General features: G+C 70.2%; 12 protein-coding genes. 5 read left to right on the plus strand and 7 right to left on the minus strand.

Annotated elements, in window-relative coordinates:
- Positions 1 to 439: 439 nt before the first annotated feature.
- The gene (locus AB0E94_RS13295; RefSeq protein ID WP_360325881.1) at positions 440 to 1,474 is read right to left on the minus strand and encodes a methyltransferase domain-containing protein; all 1,035 of its coding nucleotides are present in this window, start codon (positions 1,472 to 1,474) and stop codon (positions 440 to 442) included.
- 82 nt (positions 1,475 to 1,556) lie between these two features.
- On the opposite strand from AB0E94_RS13295, the gene AB0E94_RS13300 reads away from it, so the two are divergent.
- Positions 1,557 to 2,471, plus strand: a complete 915-nt coding sequence (locus tag AB0E94_RS13300) for an NADP-dependent oxidoreductase (protein ID WP_360325883.1) — start codon at positions 1,557 to 1,559, stop codon at positions 2,469 to 2,471.
- On the opposite strand, the gene AB0E94_RS13305 is transcribed toward AB0E94_RS13300, so the two are convergent.
- From AB0E94_RS13305 to AB0E94_RS13320, 4 genes are all read right to left on the minus strand, one after another.
- On the minus strand, positions 2,459 to 4,681 hold the full coding sequence (locus tag AB0E94_RS13305; protein ID WP_360325884.1) for an N-acetylmuramoyl-L-alanine amidase: 2,223 nt from the start codon (positions 4,679 to 4,681) through the stop codon (positions 2,459 to 2,461). The two genes, AB0E94_RS13300 and AB0E94_RS13305, sit on opposite strands and share 13 nt — an antisense overlap.
- A gap of 111 nt (positions 4,682 to 4,792) precedes the next feature.
- Positions 4,793 to 5,281: a TspO/MBR family protein gene (locus AB0E94_RS13310; protein ID WP_360325885.1), complete on the minus strand. Its 489-nt coding sequence runs from the start codon at positions 5,279 to 5,281 to the stop codon at positions 4,793 to 4,795.
- 272 nt (positions 5,282 to 5,553) lie between these two features.
- Entirely contained in the window at positions 5,554 to 6,132 is a 579-nt protein-coding gene (locus tag AB0E94_RS13315; protein WP_360325887.1) for a DUF4345 domain-containing protein, read from the minus strand.
- Entirely contained in the window at positions 6,129 to 6,935 is an 807-nt protein-coding gene (locus AB0E94_RS13320) for an NmrA family NAD(P)-binding protein (RefSeq protein ID WP_360325889.1), read from the minus strand. The genes AB0E94_RS13315 and AB0E94_RS13320 overlap by 4 nt, the downstream gene beginning before the upstream one ends.
- A 271-nt stretch (positions 6,936 to 7,206) precedes the next feature.
- Here AB0E94_RS13320 and AB0E94_RS13325 point away from each other — a divergent pair, with 271 nt between their 5' ends.
- Complete coding sequence (locus AB0E94_RS13325) at positions 7,207 to 8,124, plus strand: AraC family transcriptional regulator (protein ID WP_360325890.1); 918 nt, start codon at positions 7,207 to 7,209, stop codon at positions 8,122 to 8,124.
- A 126-nt stretch (positions 8,125 to 8,250) separates the two neighbouring features.
- On the opposite strand, the gene AB0E94_RS13330 is transcribed toward AB0E94_RS13325, so the two are convergent.
- The gene (locus AB0E94_RS13330; RefSeq protein WP_360325892.1) at positions 8,251 to 8,835 is read right to left on the minus strand and encodes a TetR family transcriptional regulator; all 585 of its coding nucleotides are present in this window, start codon (positions 8,833 to 8,835) and stop codon (positions 8,251 to 8,253) included.
- 63 nt (positions 8,836 to 8,898) lie between these two features.
- Between AB0E94_RS13330 and AB0E94_RS13335 the strand changes: the two genes are divergently transcribed.
- Entirely contained in the window at positions 8,899 to 9,696 is a 798-nt protein-coding gene (locus AB0E94_RS13335; protein WP_360325894.1) for an SDR family oxidoreductase, read from the plus strand.
- Positions 9,697 to 9,720: 24 nt separating this feature from the next.
- Here AB0E94_RS13335 and AB0E94_RS13340 read toward each other — a convergent pair whose 3' ends face one another.
- Positions 9,721 to 11,412, minus strand: a complete 1,692-nt coding sequence (locus AB0E94_RS13340; protein ID WP_360325895.1) for an alpha,alpha-phosphotrehalase — start codon at positions 11,410 to 11,412, stop codon at positions 9,721 to 9,723.
- 86 nt (positions 11,413 to 11,498) lie between these two features.
- Between AB0E94_RS13340 and AB0E94_RS13345 the strand changes: the two genes are divergently transcribed.
- Together AB0E94_RS13345 and AB0E94_RS13350 are read left to right on the plus strand one after the other, a co-directional pair.
- Positions 11,499 to 12,500, plus strand: coding sequence for a glycosyltransferase family 4 protein (locus AB0E94_RS13345; protein WP_360325897.1), 1,002 nt, complete (start codon positions 11,499 to 11,501; stop codon positions 12,498 to 12,500).
- A 160-nt stretch (positions 12,501 to 12,660) separates the two neighbouring features.
- Complete coding sequence (locus AB0E94_RS13350; RefSeq protein ID WP_360325898.1) at positions 12,661 to 13,815, plus strand: glycosyltransferase; 1,155 nt, start codon at positions 12,661 to 12,663, stop codon at positions 13,813 to 13,815.
- The last annotated feature ends 1 nt before the right edge of the window (position 13,816 follow it).

Raw genomic sequence — 13,816 nt, forward strand, 5'->3', positions numbered from 1 at the left:
CTTGCGGTGCGCCGTTGAGGCCTGCGCCAGCCGGTGGATGAGATGCGGGATGACGGGCCTCGCCGACGCCGGAACACCGCGTGCGGCGAAGGGGAACCAAAAAGTACGAAAGTCGAGTTCACGCCCCGACGGGAAGAAAGCTGCAAGGTCTACTGCGCCGGGGAGACCTTGCACGGTTCTTCCCGTCGGGGCGTGGAAAGGGCTGCAAGATCGGCGCGAGGGTGAAGAACCGTGCAAGATCGACGAGCGACGAGCGACGAGCGACGAGCCTCGGACGACGAGCCGGGAACGACGAGCCGGGACGACAAGCCGGGACGAGCCGGGACGAGCCGGGACGAGCCGGGACGAGCCGTGGGGAGGCGTCGCCGGCGAGGAGACGTCATCCGTCTGCGGGCTGCCCTTCTCAAGCTGAGGTGGCTGTGCCGAAGCCTCAATGAGTTCAGCGCAGACGGTAGAAGCGCCAGAAGTCGTTCTCGACGGGAAGGACCTCGGGCTCGGTGAAGCCGGCCTCGCGCGCCCAGCCGAGCAGGGTGGGTGCCCGCAGCACGGTCCCGTTGGCGATCACGGGGTTCTCGGCGCGGGTGGCCGGCAGGCAGTGCAGGACGCTGAACGCGTACTGGAGGCGCTCCACCTCGCCGGCCGGCGCGATGAACTCGTCGGACACCCGCTCGTCGGCGACCAGGACGCTGCCGCCGTCGGCGAGCAGGCCGCGGGCGTTGCGCAGCACCCCGACCGGGTCGCCCATGTCGTGCAGGGCCTCGAAGATCGTGATCAGGTCGTAGGCGCCGCCGGCCGCAGCCGCGTCACCGGTGGTGAAGTTGACCCGGTCGGCGACACCTGCTTCAGCCGCGACCCGGCGCGCCTCGGTGATCGAGTCCTCGTCGAGGTCAACGCCGCGGACGCTGATCGCCGGGTAGGCGCGGGCCATCGCCACCGACGAGTGACCCATGCCGCAGCCGAGGTCGAGGACGGCGGCGCCGGGCTGGGCGCGCAGCCGCTCGTCGATCGCCGGCACCGCGGGCAGCCACTCCCCGGTGAGCAGGTGGGTGAACATCGGCCGGTTGAAGCCGGCGATGCCGTGCCGGATGTGCCGGTATTCCGAGTACGGCACCCCGGCCCCGGTCCGGAACGCGCCGATCACGGCCGGGGTGAGCAGGGCCGCGCCGAGCGCGAACTCGGCGGCCGCGCCCGCGTAGTCCGGCCCGTCCTCGTCGAGCAGCACCGCGGCGGTTCCGGGCGGGAGCGTGAACACCCCGTCGTCCACGGTCAGGAATCCGGCGGCAGCCTGTTGTTCCAGCCATTCGCGGGCGTAGCGCTCGTCGATGCCGGTGGCCTTGGCGAGCCCGGCCGGGTCGTGTGGCCCGGCCCGCAACGCGGTGTAGAGGCCGAGCTCGCGCCCGAGCTGAACGGTGAAGAGCTCGGTGGCGCCGATGAGGGCGTCGAAGAGCCTGGTGGCGAGATCAGGTGTCGTCATGCGCCGAGCGTGCGCCATCCCGAGTGCAGCGCGCGTGCAGAACGCTTGACCTCAACCTTCATTCAGCTTGCAGACTTCGCCCATGAGAGCTGCTGTCTTCGATGAGTACGGGCCGCCCGCGGTGCTCCGGATCGCGGAACTGCCGGATCCGGTGCCGGGCCCGGGTGAGGTGCTGGTCCGGGTGCGGGCCGCCGGCGTCCAGCCGTTCGACGTGGCCGTGCGGCGCGGCACGATGCCGTGGGTCCAGGCGAAATTCCCACAACAGAGCGGGCAGGAGTACGCCGGAGTGGTCGAAGCCGTCGGCGAGGGTGTCGACTCGCTGGCGCCCGGCGACGAGGTGCTCGGCTCGACGATGCTGAACGGCGTGGCCGAGCTGCTGACGGTCCCGGCCGCGAACGTGGTCGCCAAACCGGGCAGCCTCGACTTCCCGACCGCGGCGGGCCTGGTCGCGGCCTCCCAGACGGCCAGCGGCGCCCTGCTCGAACTGGGCGTGACCAGTGGTGACGTGCTGCTGGTGCACGCCGGCGCGGGCAGTGTCGGCACGATCGCCATCCAGTTGGCGCGGCTCGCGGGGGCGACCGTGATCGGCACGGCGAGCGCCGGCAACCACGATTACCTCCGGCAGTTGGGGGCGGTCGGTGTCCCGTACGGCAGCGAATTGATCGAAGCGGTGACCGGAAGCGGTCTGAAACCGACCGTCGCTCTTGATGCCGCCGGAGGCGAGGCGATCGCGCAGTCGATCGCGCTGGGGATCGCGCCGGAGCGGATCGGCACGATCGTCGACGACAAGGCGGCCGCCGAGCACGGCGCCTCGGTGGTCCGGGCCGGGCGTTCGCCGGAGCGGCTGGCCGGGGTGATCGCGCTGGCCGCGGCCGGGACGGTGGTGATGCCGGTGCGCGCCTACCCGTTCGAGGAGGTGGTGGCGGCGCACGCGGCGGTCGAGTCCCGGCACGGCCGCGGTAAAGTGGTCCTGACCTTCGCCGGTCAGCGCAGGTAGACCAGGCCGTCCAGCACCACCGACGGCCGGCCCGACGTGCCTTCGGCCTGCACCCGCACGGTGTGCGTGCCACTGGTGCGCCACGACCGCGTCCACACCGCGCGCCCGTTCCCCGCGCTCTCCGACCGCAGGTCGACGATGCCCTGGAACTCCTCGTCGAGGTAGATCCGCACCCGCCCCGAAGTGGCCGTCCGGCTCGCCACGACGGCCGCCGAACTTCCGGTGAAAGTCCAGCTCAACGACGCGCCGGCGGCTGCTCCGGCGACGGCTTCGCCGCCGAGAAACCCCTGGTCACGCACTGCCCGCCAGGTCCCGGTCCGGGTCGCCTCGGCCTCCGTCAACAGCACGGGAGTACGGGTGACCGAATCGCTCGACGAGTTCCCGGCACGATCGGTGGCCGTGACCGCCCAGGTCGCCGGATCCCCGAGCCGGGCCGTGGCGGTGTGCTGCCGGGTGCCACCGGACAGGCTCGTGGTGTCGGCGCCGGTCACCCGTACCGACTTGAGGCCCGAGGTGTCGGTCGCCGCCCAGCCGACCCGCACCGGCGCCGTCGCACCGACCGTGCCCTCCCGCAGCGCCACCAGCGGCGGTTCGCTGAACTCGGGCGCCACCGGATCCACGATCACCTCGGCGCTGGTGGTGGCCACCTTGCCGGACAGGTGCACAGCCCGGACCGTCACCTTGTGCTCGCCCGGTTCCAGCTGCACCGCCACCTGCCGGTGGCCGCTCGGCGCCGCCGCCGACAACCGGCCGTCGACCCACACTTCGAAACGGTCCATCATCCGGGTCGGCGTGGTCAGGTCCCACGCCGGTCCGGCCGGGCCCTTCGTGTAGAACTTCCCGCCGTACGCCGAAGCGCCGTTGACCTTGCGGTATCGCAACCCGGCGGGCGCCGCGCCGGCCGACGCCCGGATCGCCGGAAGCTGCGCATACAGCGCGTTGCCGGGACACTCGGTGCGGCCGGTGTCGCGGTGGCCGGCGATCCGGTTCAGCAGCGCGGTCCGGCCGGCCGGGAACCTGTCGCTGCCGCCGGAGACCAGGCCCACCTTGCCCAGGGGCGGATTGCTCCAAGCCCCCAGCTTGTACGCGGCCAGCTGCGCCACCGACGCACGGGCCGCCGCCGGGATCGCCGTCGACCGGTAGTCACCGATCACCGCGACGGCGCTGGCGTTCGCGTTGAAACCGAGCGTGTGCGCGCCCAGAACCGACCGGTGCACCCCGCCGCCGCGGCCCTCGAAGATCCGCCCGCACTTGTCGACCAGGAAGTTGTAGCCGATGTCGTTCCAGCCCTTGCTCTTCACGTGGAACCGCTCGATGCCGCGGACGATGCTCGCCGAGTCGGCGCAGTCGTAGCCGTTGCCGGTCGCGGTGTGGTGCACGAAGACGATGTGCACGGCGCCGGTGTACTCGGGGGGCTCCTTCACTATCTTCTCGTCGGCGCCCCACGCGGATCTGGTCACCAGCCGGGGAACCGGGCGGACCGGGAGGACCACCGGGGCGTCGCCGGTCCCTTTCGGCTTCTCCTGGGCCTTTTCGTACCTCTTCTCCTGGGCCTTTCGGTGCCGCTTCTCTTGAGCCTTTTCGTGCCGCTCCTCCTGGGCCTTTTCTTGCCGCGTCTCCTGGGCCACCGGTGTCATGGCCTGGGGGGTGTCGGTCTCGGGGGCGTCCGGGTTGATCAGGTCCACTCGAAGTCCGGCCGGCAGTGCGGCTTCGCCTGTGGCGATCATCCGGGCCTGGACGCCGTCGGACGGGCCCACCCAGAGCGGGTCACTGCTGCCGCGCACGCCGGGGCCGCCGGCTGAGGCGTCCGGGTTGTCGGTCTCCAGGAGCCGCCACGAGGACCAGGTGGTGGTGCCGAGGCGCCTCGTCCGTACCTCGATGGCGCCCTGCGGTGCGGAATGCGGATCCGCCCAGGTGACGCCGACCAGGCTGAACGGCGCGGTGGACCGGCGGGCGAGTTCGGCTGTCCGGGGCGCCCGCGCAGCCCGGCCTTCGGTGCTTCGTGCCGCCGCGTTCTGGTCCTTGGTTTGGGACTCCGAGGTCAGCCGCATCCTGGATTCCGTCAGGCCGAAGGTCTGCAGGACCGGATCGGGCCCGGTGGTCCGGGTGGGGACGACGGGCGACTGCATGACGGCACCGGATCCGGTGATCACGACGGTGAGCGCCGGAAGCAGAGCGACAAGACGTGCGGTGGGCCGTGAGCGGCGCATATGAACTCCCCAGCCACCGGCATAAGGGTCATTTCGGATGCGCCGGCGACCACAAGCCACCCTGCCGGTTACCGCCGGGACAGGTGGGGAGTTCTGTGAAAAAAGTTCAGATTATTTGTTCATCAACCAGATCGCGAAGTTCAGAGCGGTCGCGAACGTGACCCACGCCCAATACGGCAGCAGCAGCCCAGCCGCAGCCCGGGAGACCGGCCGGAACTTCCACACCGTGACACCGATCAGCACCCAGAGAACCACGATGTCGACCAGCGCGAGCCCGTATTGCCCGAACCCGAAGAAGATCGGAGTCCAGATCGCGTTCAACACCAGTTGGGCGGCATACCAGTTGAGCGCCGCCGACCACCCGGTACGCCGCCAGACCAGCCAGCCACTGACCGCGATCATCATGTAGAGCACCGTCCAGACCGGCCCGAACACCGCCGACGGAGGCGCCCACGCGGGCTGCTCCAGACTCTGATACTCGCCGGCGGTCCCGGCCACCCCGAGCCCGCCGAGCAGAGCGGCCACGGCCACCGCCACCCCGAACCCGGCCAGCCCCCACCAGGCCGAAACCCGATGCCCACGCACCACATGACTCGACATGCATCCCCGAATACCCCGGATCCGGGTCGAAATCGCACCCAACGCCGAGCGGGTTCCGGACGCTTCCCCCAAGCAGTCCGAACGCTCCCCCCAAGCAGTCCGGGCACCTTTTCCGCAGCAGCCCGGACGCTTCCCCACAGCAGCGGCAGCGGCGGCGGCTTGTTCTTGCCTGCGCGGGCCGTGCCCGCATTGAGCAGCGTGGACTGCCCACGGTGACCGATGTGGGCAGTCCACGGCGACCGGTGCGGGCTGCCCGAGCCGGCCTCTCTACGTCAGGTCACGGCGGCCGGGCGGGGCGCACGGAGCAGGGCGGCACAGGCCAGGCCGAGCGCCAACTCGACCACCGCGGCGAAGAGCAGCCCGCTGCCCGGCGAACCGTCCGCGGCCAGGCTCACCAGCCGGGCCAGCGCAGTCACGAGGTAGCCGACCGCCCCGACAACCGCGGACGTCCGTGCAAGCCGGGGCACAAAGGCGCCGATCAGCACGGTCACCCCCGCCGCGAGCAGAAGCGCACCGGCCGCCCGCGTCTCGCTGAGCAGTGCGACGTCAGGCCCCATCCGGATGCCGTTCACCTCCCGAAACCACACAGGCGCAAACATGCTCGCCCCGCCGATCAGGACGATGACCAGCCCGGACACCGCCAGCACGATCCGCCCCACACCCGCTTTCCCCGGCGCCTGGGCCGCATACTGCTCACCACCATCCGGCTCCGCCACCCGAACCGAACCCTGGTGGCCATCAGAATGGGCGTCTGCCTGGGCTGTCTCCTGGCCGGCGCCGGCCTGGGTTGCCTCCTGGCCGGTGCCGGCCTGGGCTGTCTCCTGGCCGGTGCCGGCCGGCCGGGCCGTCACCAGGACCACACGCCGGTCGCGGCAGCCGCCTGGCAGAACGCGGTGAAGTCTCGCGGCTCCCGGCCGAGCGCTTCCTGCACTCCCTCGCCGGGCTTCTCGTTGCGGCCGTCGAAGACCTCGGCACACAGCTGGACGAACATCTCCGCCTGATCCGGCCCGACATGCGGGATCAGCAGTTCCCGGAAGTCGTCGAGCCCCACCGGCGCGTACTGGACCGGCCGCCCGGCCGCCCGGCTGATCTCCGCGGCCATCTCGTCGAAGGTGAACGACCGCGTCCCCGTCACGTCGTAGAGCCGCCCGTCGTGCCGGGAATCGGTGAGCGCGGCCGTGACCACGTCGGCGATGTCGTCAGCGTCGACGACCGGTTCACGGACCGTCCCGGCCGGCAGCGCGAAGGCCCCGCCACCGGCCGCCGGGTGGAGCAGCCCTTCGGTGAAGTTCTGCGCGAACCAGCTCGCCCGCACCACGGTGTGTGCCAGGCCGGAGTTCTGCACGGCGCGCTCGGCGAGTTCGGCGTTCGTCTCGCCTCGGCCGGAGAGCAGGACCAGGCGTTCCACACCGGCGGCCGCGGCGGCCGCGGCGAACTCCTCGATCACCGCAGGCGCTCCGGTCGCCGCCAGTTCCGGATGCACGATGTACGCCGCACGCGCCCCGGCCAGCACAGCGGACCAGGTCTCCGGCCGTTCCCACGCGAACGGTGGCACACTGCTGCGCCCGACGGCCCGGTGGACGTGACCGGCTTCGGTGAGCCGATCGATGACGCGACGCCCGGTCTTGCCGCTGGCCCCAGTCACGAGAATCATGCGTTCCCCCAGATCGTGTTGACGGCCAACACATTGACGCGTTGACACGTTGACGAAGTCCCGTCGACACGTCGCCCGGTCCATATGGACGTTGTTGACGAATCGACGTGTTGAGCGATAGCGATCAACACGTCGGCGAACCGGGGATCCGGCACCGCCGTCATGTCGACTGATTCCATGGTTGCGGCATAGCGGCGGACGTTCAATCATTCAAAGTCCGTAGCACCATGCAGATCGTCCACAGCTGAGGATTCTCTGCAATGATCTGGTGATGACCGATCCACTCGGCGAAGCACTGCATCAGCTGAGGCTCAGCGGCACGCTGTACTGCCGCACCGACCTCACCGCGCCCTGGGGAATCGCCGTTCCCGAACTGGACGACTGCCTCGCCCTGGTCGTGGTGACCGCCGGCTCCTGTCGTCTGGAGATCGACGGGAGCGACCCGATACATCTGGCGGCCGGCAGCCTCACTCTGCTGCCGCACGGCACCCCGCACGTGTTCCGCAGTGGGCCGGACGTGCCCGCCGACCCGCTGTTCGAACTGCCCGTCGAGATGCTCAGCGATTGCTACGAGTTGCTGCGACACGGCGGCGGCGGTGAGTTGACCCAGGTCACCTACGGGGTGCTGCGGTTCGACAACGCGGCCGGCGACCGGCTGGCCCGGCAACTGCCGCCGGTCCTGCACATGGACGGGTGGGACGCCGACGACGCCGGCTGGCTGAACAGCACGCTTCGCCTGATCGCCCGGGAGGCCCAGGAGTTGCGCCCCGGCGGCGAGACGGTGCTTACCCGGCTCGCTGACGTGCTGGTGATCCAGGCGATCCGGGCGTGGCTGGCCGGCGCGCCGGAGGCCCGGCAAGGGTGGCTGGCGGCGCTCCGGGACGAGCACGTCGGCCGGGCGCTGGCCGCGATCCACCGCGCGCCCGGCCGGGACTGGAGCCTGGTGTCGCTGGCCCGCGAGGCTGGGATGTCCCGTTCCGCCTTCGCCGAACGGTTCACGGCGCTCGTCGGCGAACCGGCCATGCGCTACCTCGCCGACTGGCGGATGCAGTCCGCCCGCACCCACCTGCACGCGACCACCGAGCCGCTCTCCGCGGTGGCGCGCCGTTTCGGGTACCAGTCGGAGGCCGCCTTCGGCCGGGCTTTCAAACGGACCTTCGGCGTCTCCCCCGGCAGCCTCCGCCCGTAGCCCAGGACACGAGCCAGCGCGCCCGACCACACGGGCGGCCACCTCACGCGCCGCCCGCCGCCCGCCGCCCAAATCTCGATCGCGGCGCCACGGCGCGCGACGACGGCGCGCCAGGCGCTGGGGTGGTCAGGGGTGTGGGCGGACCGCGGCGGCGGCGGCGTCGAACAACGACTCGAGGGGGACGCTTCCGGCGGCTCGGGTCCAGGCCTCTCCGGCCACGTCCAGGCAGGTGATGACGGTGGCGACGAGGGCGTCTGCCCGTACATCAAGAGGGTTTTCTGGATCTGCGCCCAGCCGCCGCCGGACCTCGGGGGTGAGCAACGCCTGCCATTGAAGGTGTTTCTCGATGCTGCGGGCACGCAGCGAGGGTGTCTCGTGAACCATCCGGAAGATCTTCAGCATGGTCTCGTCGTCGTAGGCGGTGTCCTTGACGGTGTGCAGCGCGTTGCAGAGCGCGGTCCACGCGTCCTCACTGTTGGGCCGGGCCTCCAGAGCCTGGCGGATGAGATCACCGCTGGCGATGAGGTCGCCGAGGACCACGTCCTCCTTGGTGCCGAAGTAGCGGAAGAACGAGCGCCGTGAGATGCCCGCGGCGGCGGCGATGTCGTCGATGGTGGTGGCGTCGAAGCCGCGGGTGAGGAAGAGCTCCATCGCGGTCCTGGTGATCTCGCCGTAGACGGCGTTGCGGGTCCGGGACCAGAGCGACGACATGCCACCACCCTAACATGCCGTGCCCGATTGACACTGAGTGCCACATCGGCATAGCGTGACAACATGGCCGTCGACTTTCGTAACCAGACCACCCTGATCACCGGCGCGAGTTCCGGGCTCGGCGCGCTCTTCGCCCGCCGCCTGGCCGCCCGCGGTTCGAACCTGGTGCTCGTCGCCAGGCGCACCGACCGGCTGGACGCGCTGACCGCCGAGCTGACCGGCGCGACGGGCGTGACCGTCACGACGATCGGCATGGACCTGGCCCAGCCGGGCGCGGGCACGAAGCTCGCCGCCGCGGTGGCCGAGCGCGGCATCACCGTGACCAGCCTGATCAACAACGCCGGGTTCGGCACGCACGGGCTGTTCCACGAGGCCGACCCGCAGCGGGTCACCGACGAGATCACCCTCAATGTGACCACGCTGACCGAGATCACCAGGGCGTTCATCGAGCCGCTCCGGGCGCACGGCGGCGGCGTGCTGGTCAACGTGGCGAGCATCGCCGGTTACCAGCCGGGCCCGACGCTCGCGGTCTACGCGGCGACCAAGGCGTTCGTCCTCAACTTCACCGAGGCGCTCTGGGCCGAGTCGCGCGGCACCGGGCTGACCGTGATGGCGCTGTCACCGGGCGCCACCGAGACCGAGTTCTTCGACGTGGCCGGCCAGGGCGCCGACGGCGGCACGGCACGGATGCGCGCCGACACCGTCGTCGACCTGGCGATCAAGGCGCTGGACCGGCGCAACACGCCGCCCAGCCTGATCACCGGCGCCCGCAACCGGATCATGATGGGCGCCAGCCGGCTGGCCGGACGGCGGATCACCCTGGCCGCGCTCGGAGCGATGATGAGCCAGACCAGGCGATGACGAGCCAGGCCAACCGGTGACGCGTCAGATCGAGCGACGGTAGACGACCACCTGCCAAGGGGCCATGGTCAGGTCCTTCGGCGGCTCGTCCAGGTTGTTGATCACCAGCTCGGCGTCGTCCCAGCCGTCGATCCCGGCGTGCGCCTCGACACCGGAGAAGTTGCCGATCACCAGCAGTTCGGTGCTTCCGAGGCGGCGGGTGAAGGCGTACAACCGCTCGTCGTCCGGCAGCAACATGGTGAAGTCGCCGAGGGCGACCGCCGGTTCGGTCTTCCGCAGCTCGATGAGCCGCCGGTAGTAGTGGAAGACCGAATCCGGATCGGAGCGCTGCGCCCTGGCGTTGATCTCCCGGTGGTTCGGATTGACCGGCAGCCACGGCGTCCCGGTGGAGAAACCGCCGTTCGGCGAGTCGTCCCATTGCATCGGCGTCCGGGCATTGTCCCGGCCGCGGGCCCGCAAGACCGTCAAAACCTCTTCGGGGGTACGGCCTTCGAGCTCGACCGCCTGCCGGTACTGGCCGAGCGCCTCGATGTCCCGGAAGTCACCGATCCCGCCGAACGGGTAGTTCGTCATGCCGAGCTCTTCGCCCTGGTAGACGTAGGGCGTGCCGCGATGCAGGTGCAGAACGGTGCCGAGCATCTTCGCCGAGGCGGCCCGGTGGGCGGGGCTGTCGTCGCCGTACCGGGAGACGACCCGCGGCTGGTCGTGGTTGTTCCAGTAGAGGCTGTTCCACCCGGCGTCGGCGAGCCCGGCCTGCCACCGCCCGAGGATCGCCTTGAGCTGGGTGAGCTGGAGCGGGACGAGCCGCCACGGGTCGGGCCCGCGGTCCACCCACACGTGGTCGAACTGGAAGACCATGTCGACTTCGTGCCGGTCCGGGTCGGTGTGCAGGATCGCCTCGTCGACGGTGACGCCGGGCATCTCGCCGACGGTCAGCAGACCCTCGCGCCCTTCGAAGACCTCCCGGTGCATCTCCTGGAGGAACTCGTGCAGGCGGGGGCCGCCGATGAACGCGGCGGAACCGTCGGCGTAGGCGGATCCGGCGTTCAGCCGCCCGTCCGGCAGGGCCAGGTCCTTGGAGATCATGTTGATGACGTCCATCCGGAAGCCGTCCACGCCCCGGTCCAGCCACCAGCGCATCATCGTGTAGACGGCCTGCCTGACCTCGGGGTTCTCCCAGTTGAGGTCGGGCTGCTTCCTGGAGAACAGGTGCAGGTAGTACTCGCCGGTGCTCTCGTCGTACTCCCAGGACGAGCCGCCGAACACCGAGCCCCAGTTGGTGGGCTCGGCCCCCGGGGTGCCCGGTTGCATGCCGGGGCGGGCCGGCCGCCACCAGTACCAGTCCCGTTTCGGGTGGTCCTTCGCCGACCGGCTCTCCAGGAACCACTGGTGCTCGTCGGAGCTGTGGTTCACCACCAGGTCCATGATGATCTTCATATTCCGGGCGTGGGCCCCGGCCAGCAGTTCGTCGAAGGTCTCCAGGTCACCGAAGAGCGGCTCGATGTCCTGGTAGTCGCTGATGTCGTAGCCGTTGTCGTCCTGCGGGGACGGGTAGACCGGGGACAGCCAGAGCACGTCCACGCCGAGCTCGGCCAGGTGGTCGAGGTGGTTGATGACGCCGCGCAGGTCACCCATGCCGTCGCCGTCGGAGTCCGCGAAACTGCGCGGGTAGATCTGGTACACGACGGCTGTCTTCCACCACGTATCAGCGCCCATTTTCGTAACCTAACGCAAGTTCTAACCGGCGGGAGTCGGCGACGGCATACTGATCATGTGCTTAAGTCCGACTTTTGGCATTTGTCATGAAGGTCGCGCTCCTGGGGCCGATCGCGTGGCGCACACCGCCGCTGCACTACGGCCCCTGGGAGCTGATCACCAGCCTGATCGCCGAGGGGCTCGCCGAGCGCGGGATCGACGTGACGCTCTTCGCGACCCTCGACTCGGTCACCAAGGCCGCGCTCGACGGCGTGGTCCCGACCGGCTACGAGGAGAGCGACGAGATCGACGGCCGGGTCTGGGAGGCGATCCACGTCAGCCACGCGCTGGAGCGGTCCGGCGAGTTCGACCTGATCCACAATCACCTGGACTGGCTGCCGCTGGCCTTCTCGGCGCACTGCCGCACCACGATGCTGACCACCGTGCACGGCTTCTCGGGGCGCAACATCCTTCCGGCGTACCGGCGGGCCCGGTCGCACTTCGTGTCGATCTCGGACAGCGACCGCTCCCCCGATCTCGACTATCTGGCCACCGTGCACCACGGGGTGGACCTGGCCGGCCTGCCGTTCCACGCCGACGGCGGCGACGACCTGATCCTGTTCGGCCGGATCCACCCGGACAAGGGCACCGACATCGCCATCGAGATCGCCCGCCGGGCCGGGCGGCGGCTGGTGATGTGCGGGATCGTGCAGGATCGCGACTATTTCGCCGAACGGGTGGAACCCCTGATCGACGGCGACCGGGTCGTCTATCTCGGTTCGGTCGGCCCGGACGAACGAGGCGCCATTCTCGGATCGGGCGCCGCACTGTTGCACCCGATCCGGTTCGCCGAGCCGTTCGGGCTCTCCGTCGTCGAGTCGATGGCCTGCGGAACACCAGTCGTCGCGTACCGAAAAGGGTCAATGCCTGAGGTTGTCGACGAAGGTGTCACGGGACGCCTGGTCGACTCGGTGGACGACGCAGTTGCCGCACTGCAAGGGATCGCGGACATCGACCGGGCCGCGTGCTCCACACGTGCCCGGGAACGCTTCTCGGCGGAACGGATGGTCGACGAGTACGTGGCGATTTACCGAAAAATCATCAGTTGATTAGCTAGATCTTGTTAACGTCGCAATGTGAATTGCGTGTTAAACGGACCATATTTGTGGACCGTGTTTACGCCGCTCACCCGCGGTGTACGGCACCGTGCCCGCGCGCGCTGAGTCCGTGCTGCGGGTAGGCAGCCCGGCCGAGGAGAAAGGCCCAGTCATGCCCGCGACATACGGGTTTTTGAGCACTTATCCCCCCACTCAATGCGGTTTGGCGACATTCAATGCGGCTCTCGCCACACATCTGACCGGCGGGGCCGGCGGATCGGGCGTGGTACGGCTGCTCGCCGGCGACAACACCAGTGGTGGGATCGCGCTCGACCGGGCCGCGCCGCGGGTCGTGCACACGTGGAACACCGACCGCCCCGGCGGCTGGGTGGCCGCCGCCACCACGCTGAACCGTTTCGACACCGCGATCATCCAGCACGAGTACGGCATCTACCCCGGTGACGCGGGCGCCGAGGTGCTGCCGGTCCTGCGCGCGCTGCGGATCCCGTCCATCGTGGTCCTGCACACCGTCCTCACCCACCCCGACCCGCTGCAACGAGCCGTCCTGGAGCAGATCGCCGCGGCCGCCGACGCCGTGGTGACCATGACCGACACCGCCCGGCAGCGGCTCACCTCCCACTACGACGTGAACCCCCGCAAGATCACGGTGATCCCGCACGGCGCCGGCAGCCACACCGGCACACCGCGCGGCGGCAACGACCGTCCGCACCTGCTCACCTGGGGGCTGCTCGGGCCGGGCAAGGGCATCGAGTGGGCGCTGCGCTCCCTCGCGTTCCTCCAGGACCTGGCGCCCCGGCCGGTGTACACGGTCGCCGGGCGTACCCATCCCAAGGTGCTCGAACAGCAGGGCGACGTCTACCGTTACTCGCTCAAGGAACTCGCCGCCGACCTGGCCGTCGACGACTGCGTGCGCTGGGCGGACGTCTACCTCGAACCGGCGGAGCTGTCCCGGCTGATCCGGTCGGCGGACGCGGTGGTGCTGCCGTACGACTCCACCGAGCAGGTCACCTCAGGCGTCCTGATCGAGGCGGTCGGCGCCGGGGTGCCGGTGGTCGCGACCGAGTTCCCGCACGCGGTGGAGCTGCTCGCGGACGGGCCGGGCCTGCTCGTACCCCATCAGGATCCGGAGGCGATGGCGATCGCCGTCCGCCGGGTGCTCGCCGAGCCGGGACTCCCCGGGCGCCTGACCGGCCTGGCCGGCGGCCCCACCCTGCGCTGGCCCGCGGTGGCCGCGCGGTACCAGTCGCTGGCCGCCCGCCTGATCAACGACCGCCGGCCGCTCGCGGCCGCGACGATCCCCGCCTAGG

Source organism: Actinoplanes sp. NPDC026670 (genome assembly GCF_040638175.1).
Taxonomy (GTDB): domain Bacteria; phylum Actinomycetota; class Actinomycetes; order Mycobacteriales; family Micromonosporaceae; genus Actinoplanes.

What these genes read in the sequence shown, in the direction of transcription:
- AB0E94_RS13320 (WP_360325889.1), bottom strand. Translation starts at nt 6,935, where the DNA reads ATGATTCTCGTGACTGGGGCCAGCGGCAAGACCGGGCGTCGCGTCATC.
- AB0E94_RS13335 (WP_360325894.1), top strand. Translation starts at nt 8,899, where the DNA reads ATGGCCGTCGACTTTCGTAACCAGACCACCCTGATCACCGGCGCGAGT.
- AB0E94_RS13295 (WP_360325881.1), bottom strand. Translation starts at nt 1,474, where the DNA reads ATGACGACACCTGATCTCGCCACCAGGCTCTTCGACGCCCTCATCGGC.
- AB0E94_RS13340 (WP_360325895.1), bottom strand. Translation starts at nt 11,412, where the DNA reads ATGGGCGCTGATACGTGGTGGAAGACAGCCGTCGTGTACCAGATCTAC.
- AB0E94_RS13305 (WP_360325884.1), bottom strand. Translation starts at nt 4,681, where the DNA reads ATGCGCCGCTCACGGCCCACCGCACGTCTTGTCGCTCTGCTTCCGGCG.
- AB0E94_RS13310 (WP_360325885.1), bottom strand. Translation starts at nt 5,281, where the DNA reads ATGTCGAGTCATGTGGTGCGTGGGCATCGGGTTTCGGCCTGGTGGGGG.
- AB0E94_RS13325 (WP_360325890.1), top strand. Translation starts at nt 7,207, where the DNA reads ATGACCGATCCACTCGGCGAAGCACTGCATCAGCTGAGGCTCAGCGGC.
- AB0E94_RS13345 (WP_360325897.1), top strand. Translation starts at nt 11,499, where the DNA reads ATGAAGGTCGCGCTCCTGGGGCCGATCGCGTGGCGCACACCGCCGCTG.
- AB0E94_RS13300 (WP_360325883.1), top strand. Translation starts at nt 1,557, where the DNA reads ATGAGAGCTGCTGTCTTCGATGAGTACGGGCCGCCCGCGGTGCTCCGG.
- AB0E94_RS13350 (WP_360325898.1), top strand. Translation starts at nt 12,661, where the DNA reads ATGCCCGCGACATACGGGTTTTTGAGCACTTATCCCCCCACTCAATGC.
- AB0E94_RS13330 (WP_360325892.1), bottom strand. Translation starts at nt 8,835, where the DNA reads ATGTCGTCGCTCTGGTCCCGGACCCGCAACGCCGTCTACGGCGAGATC.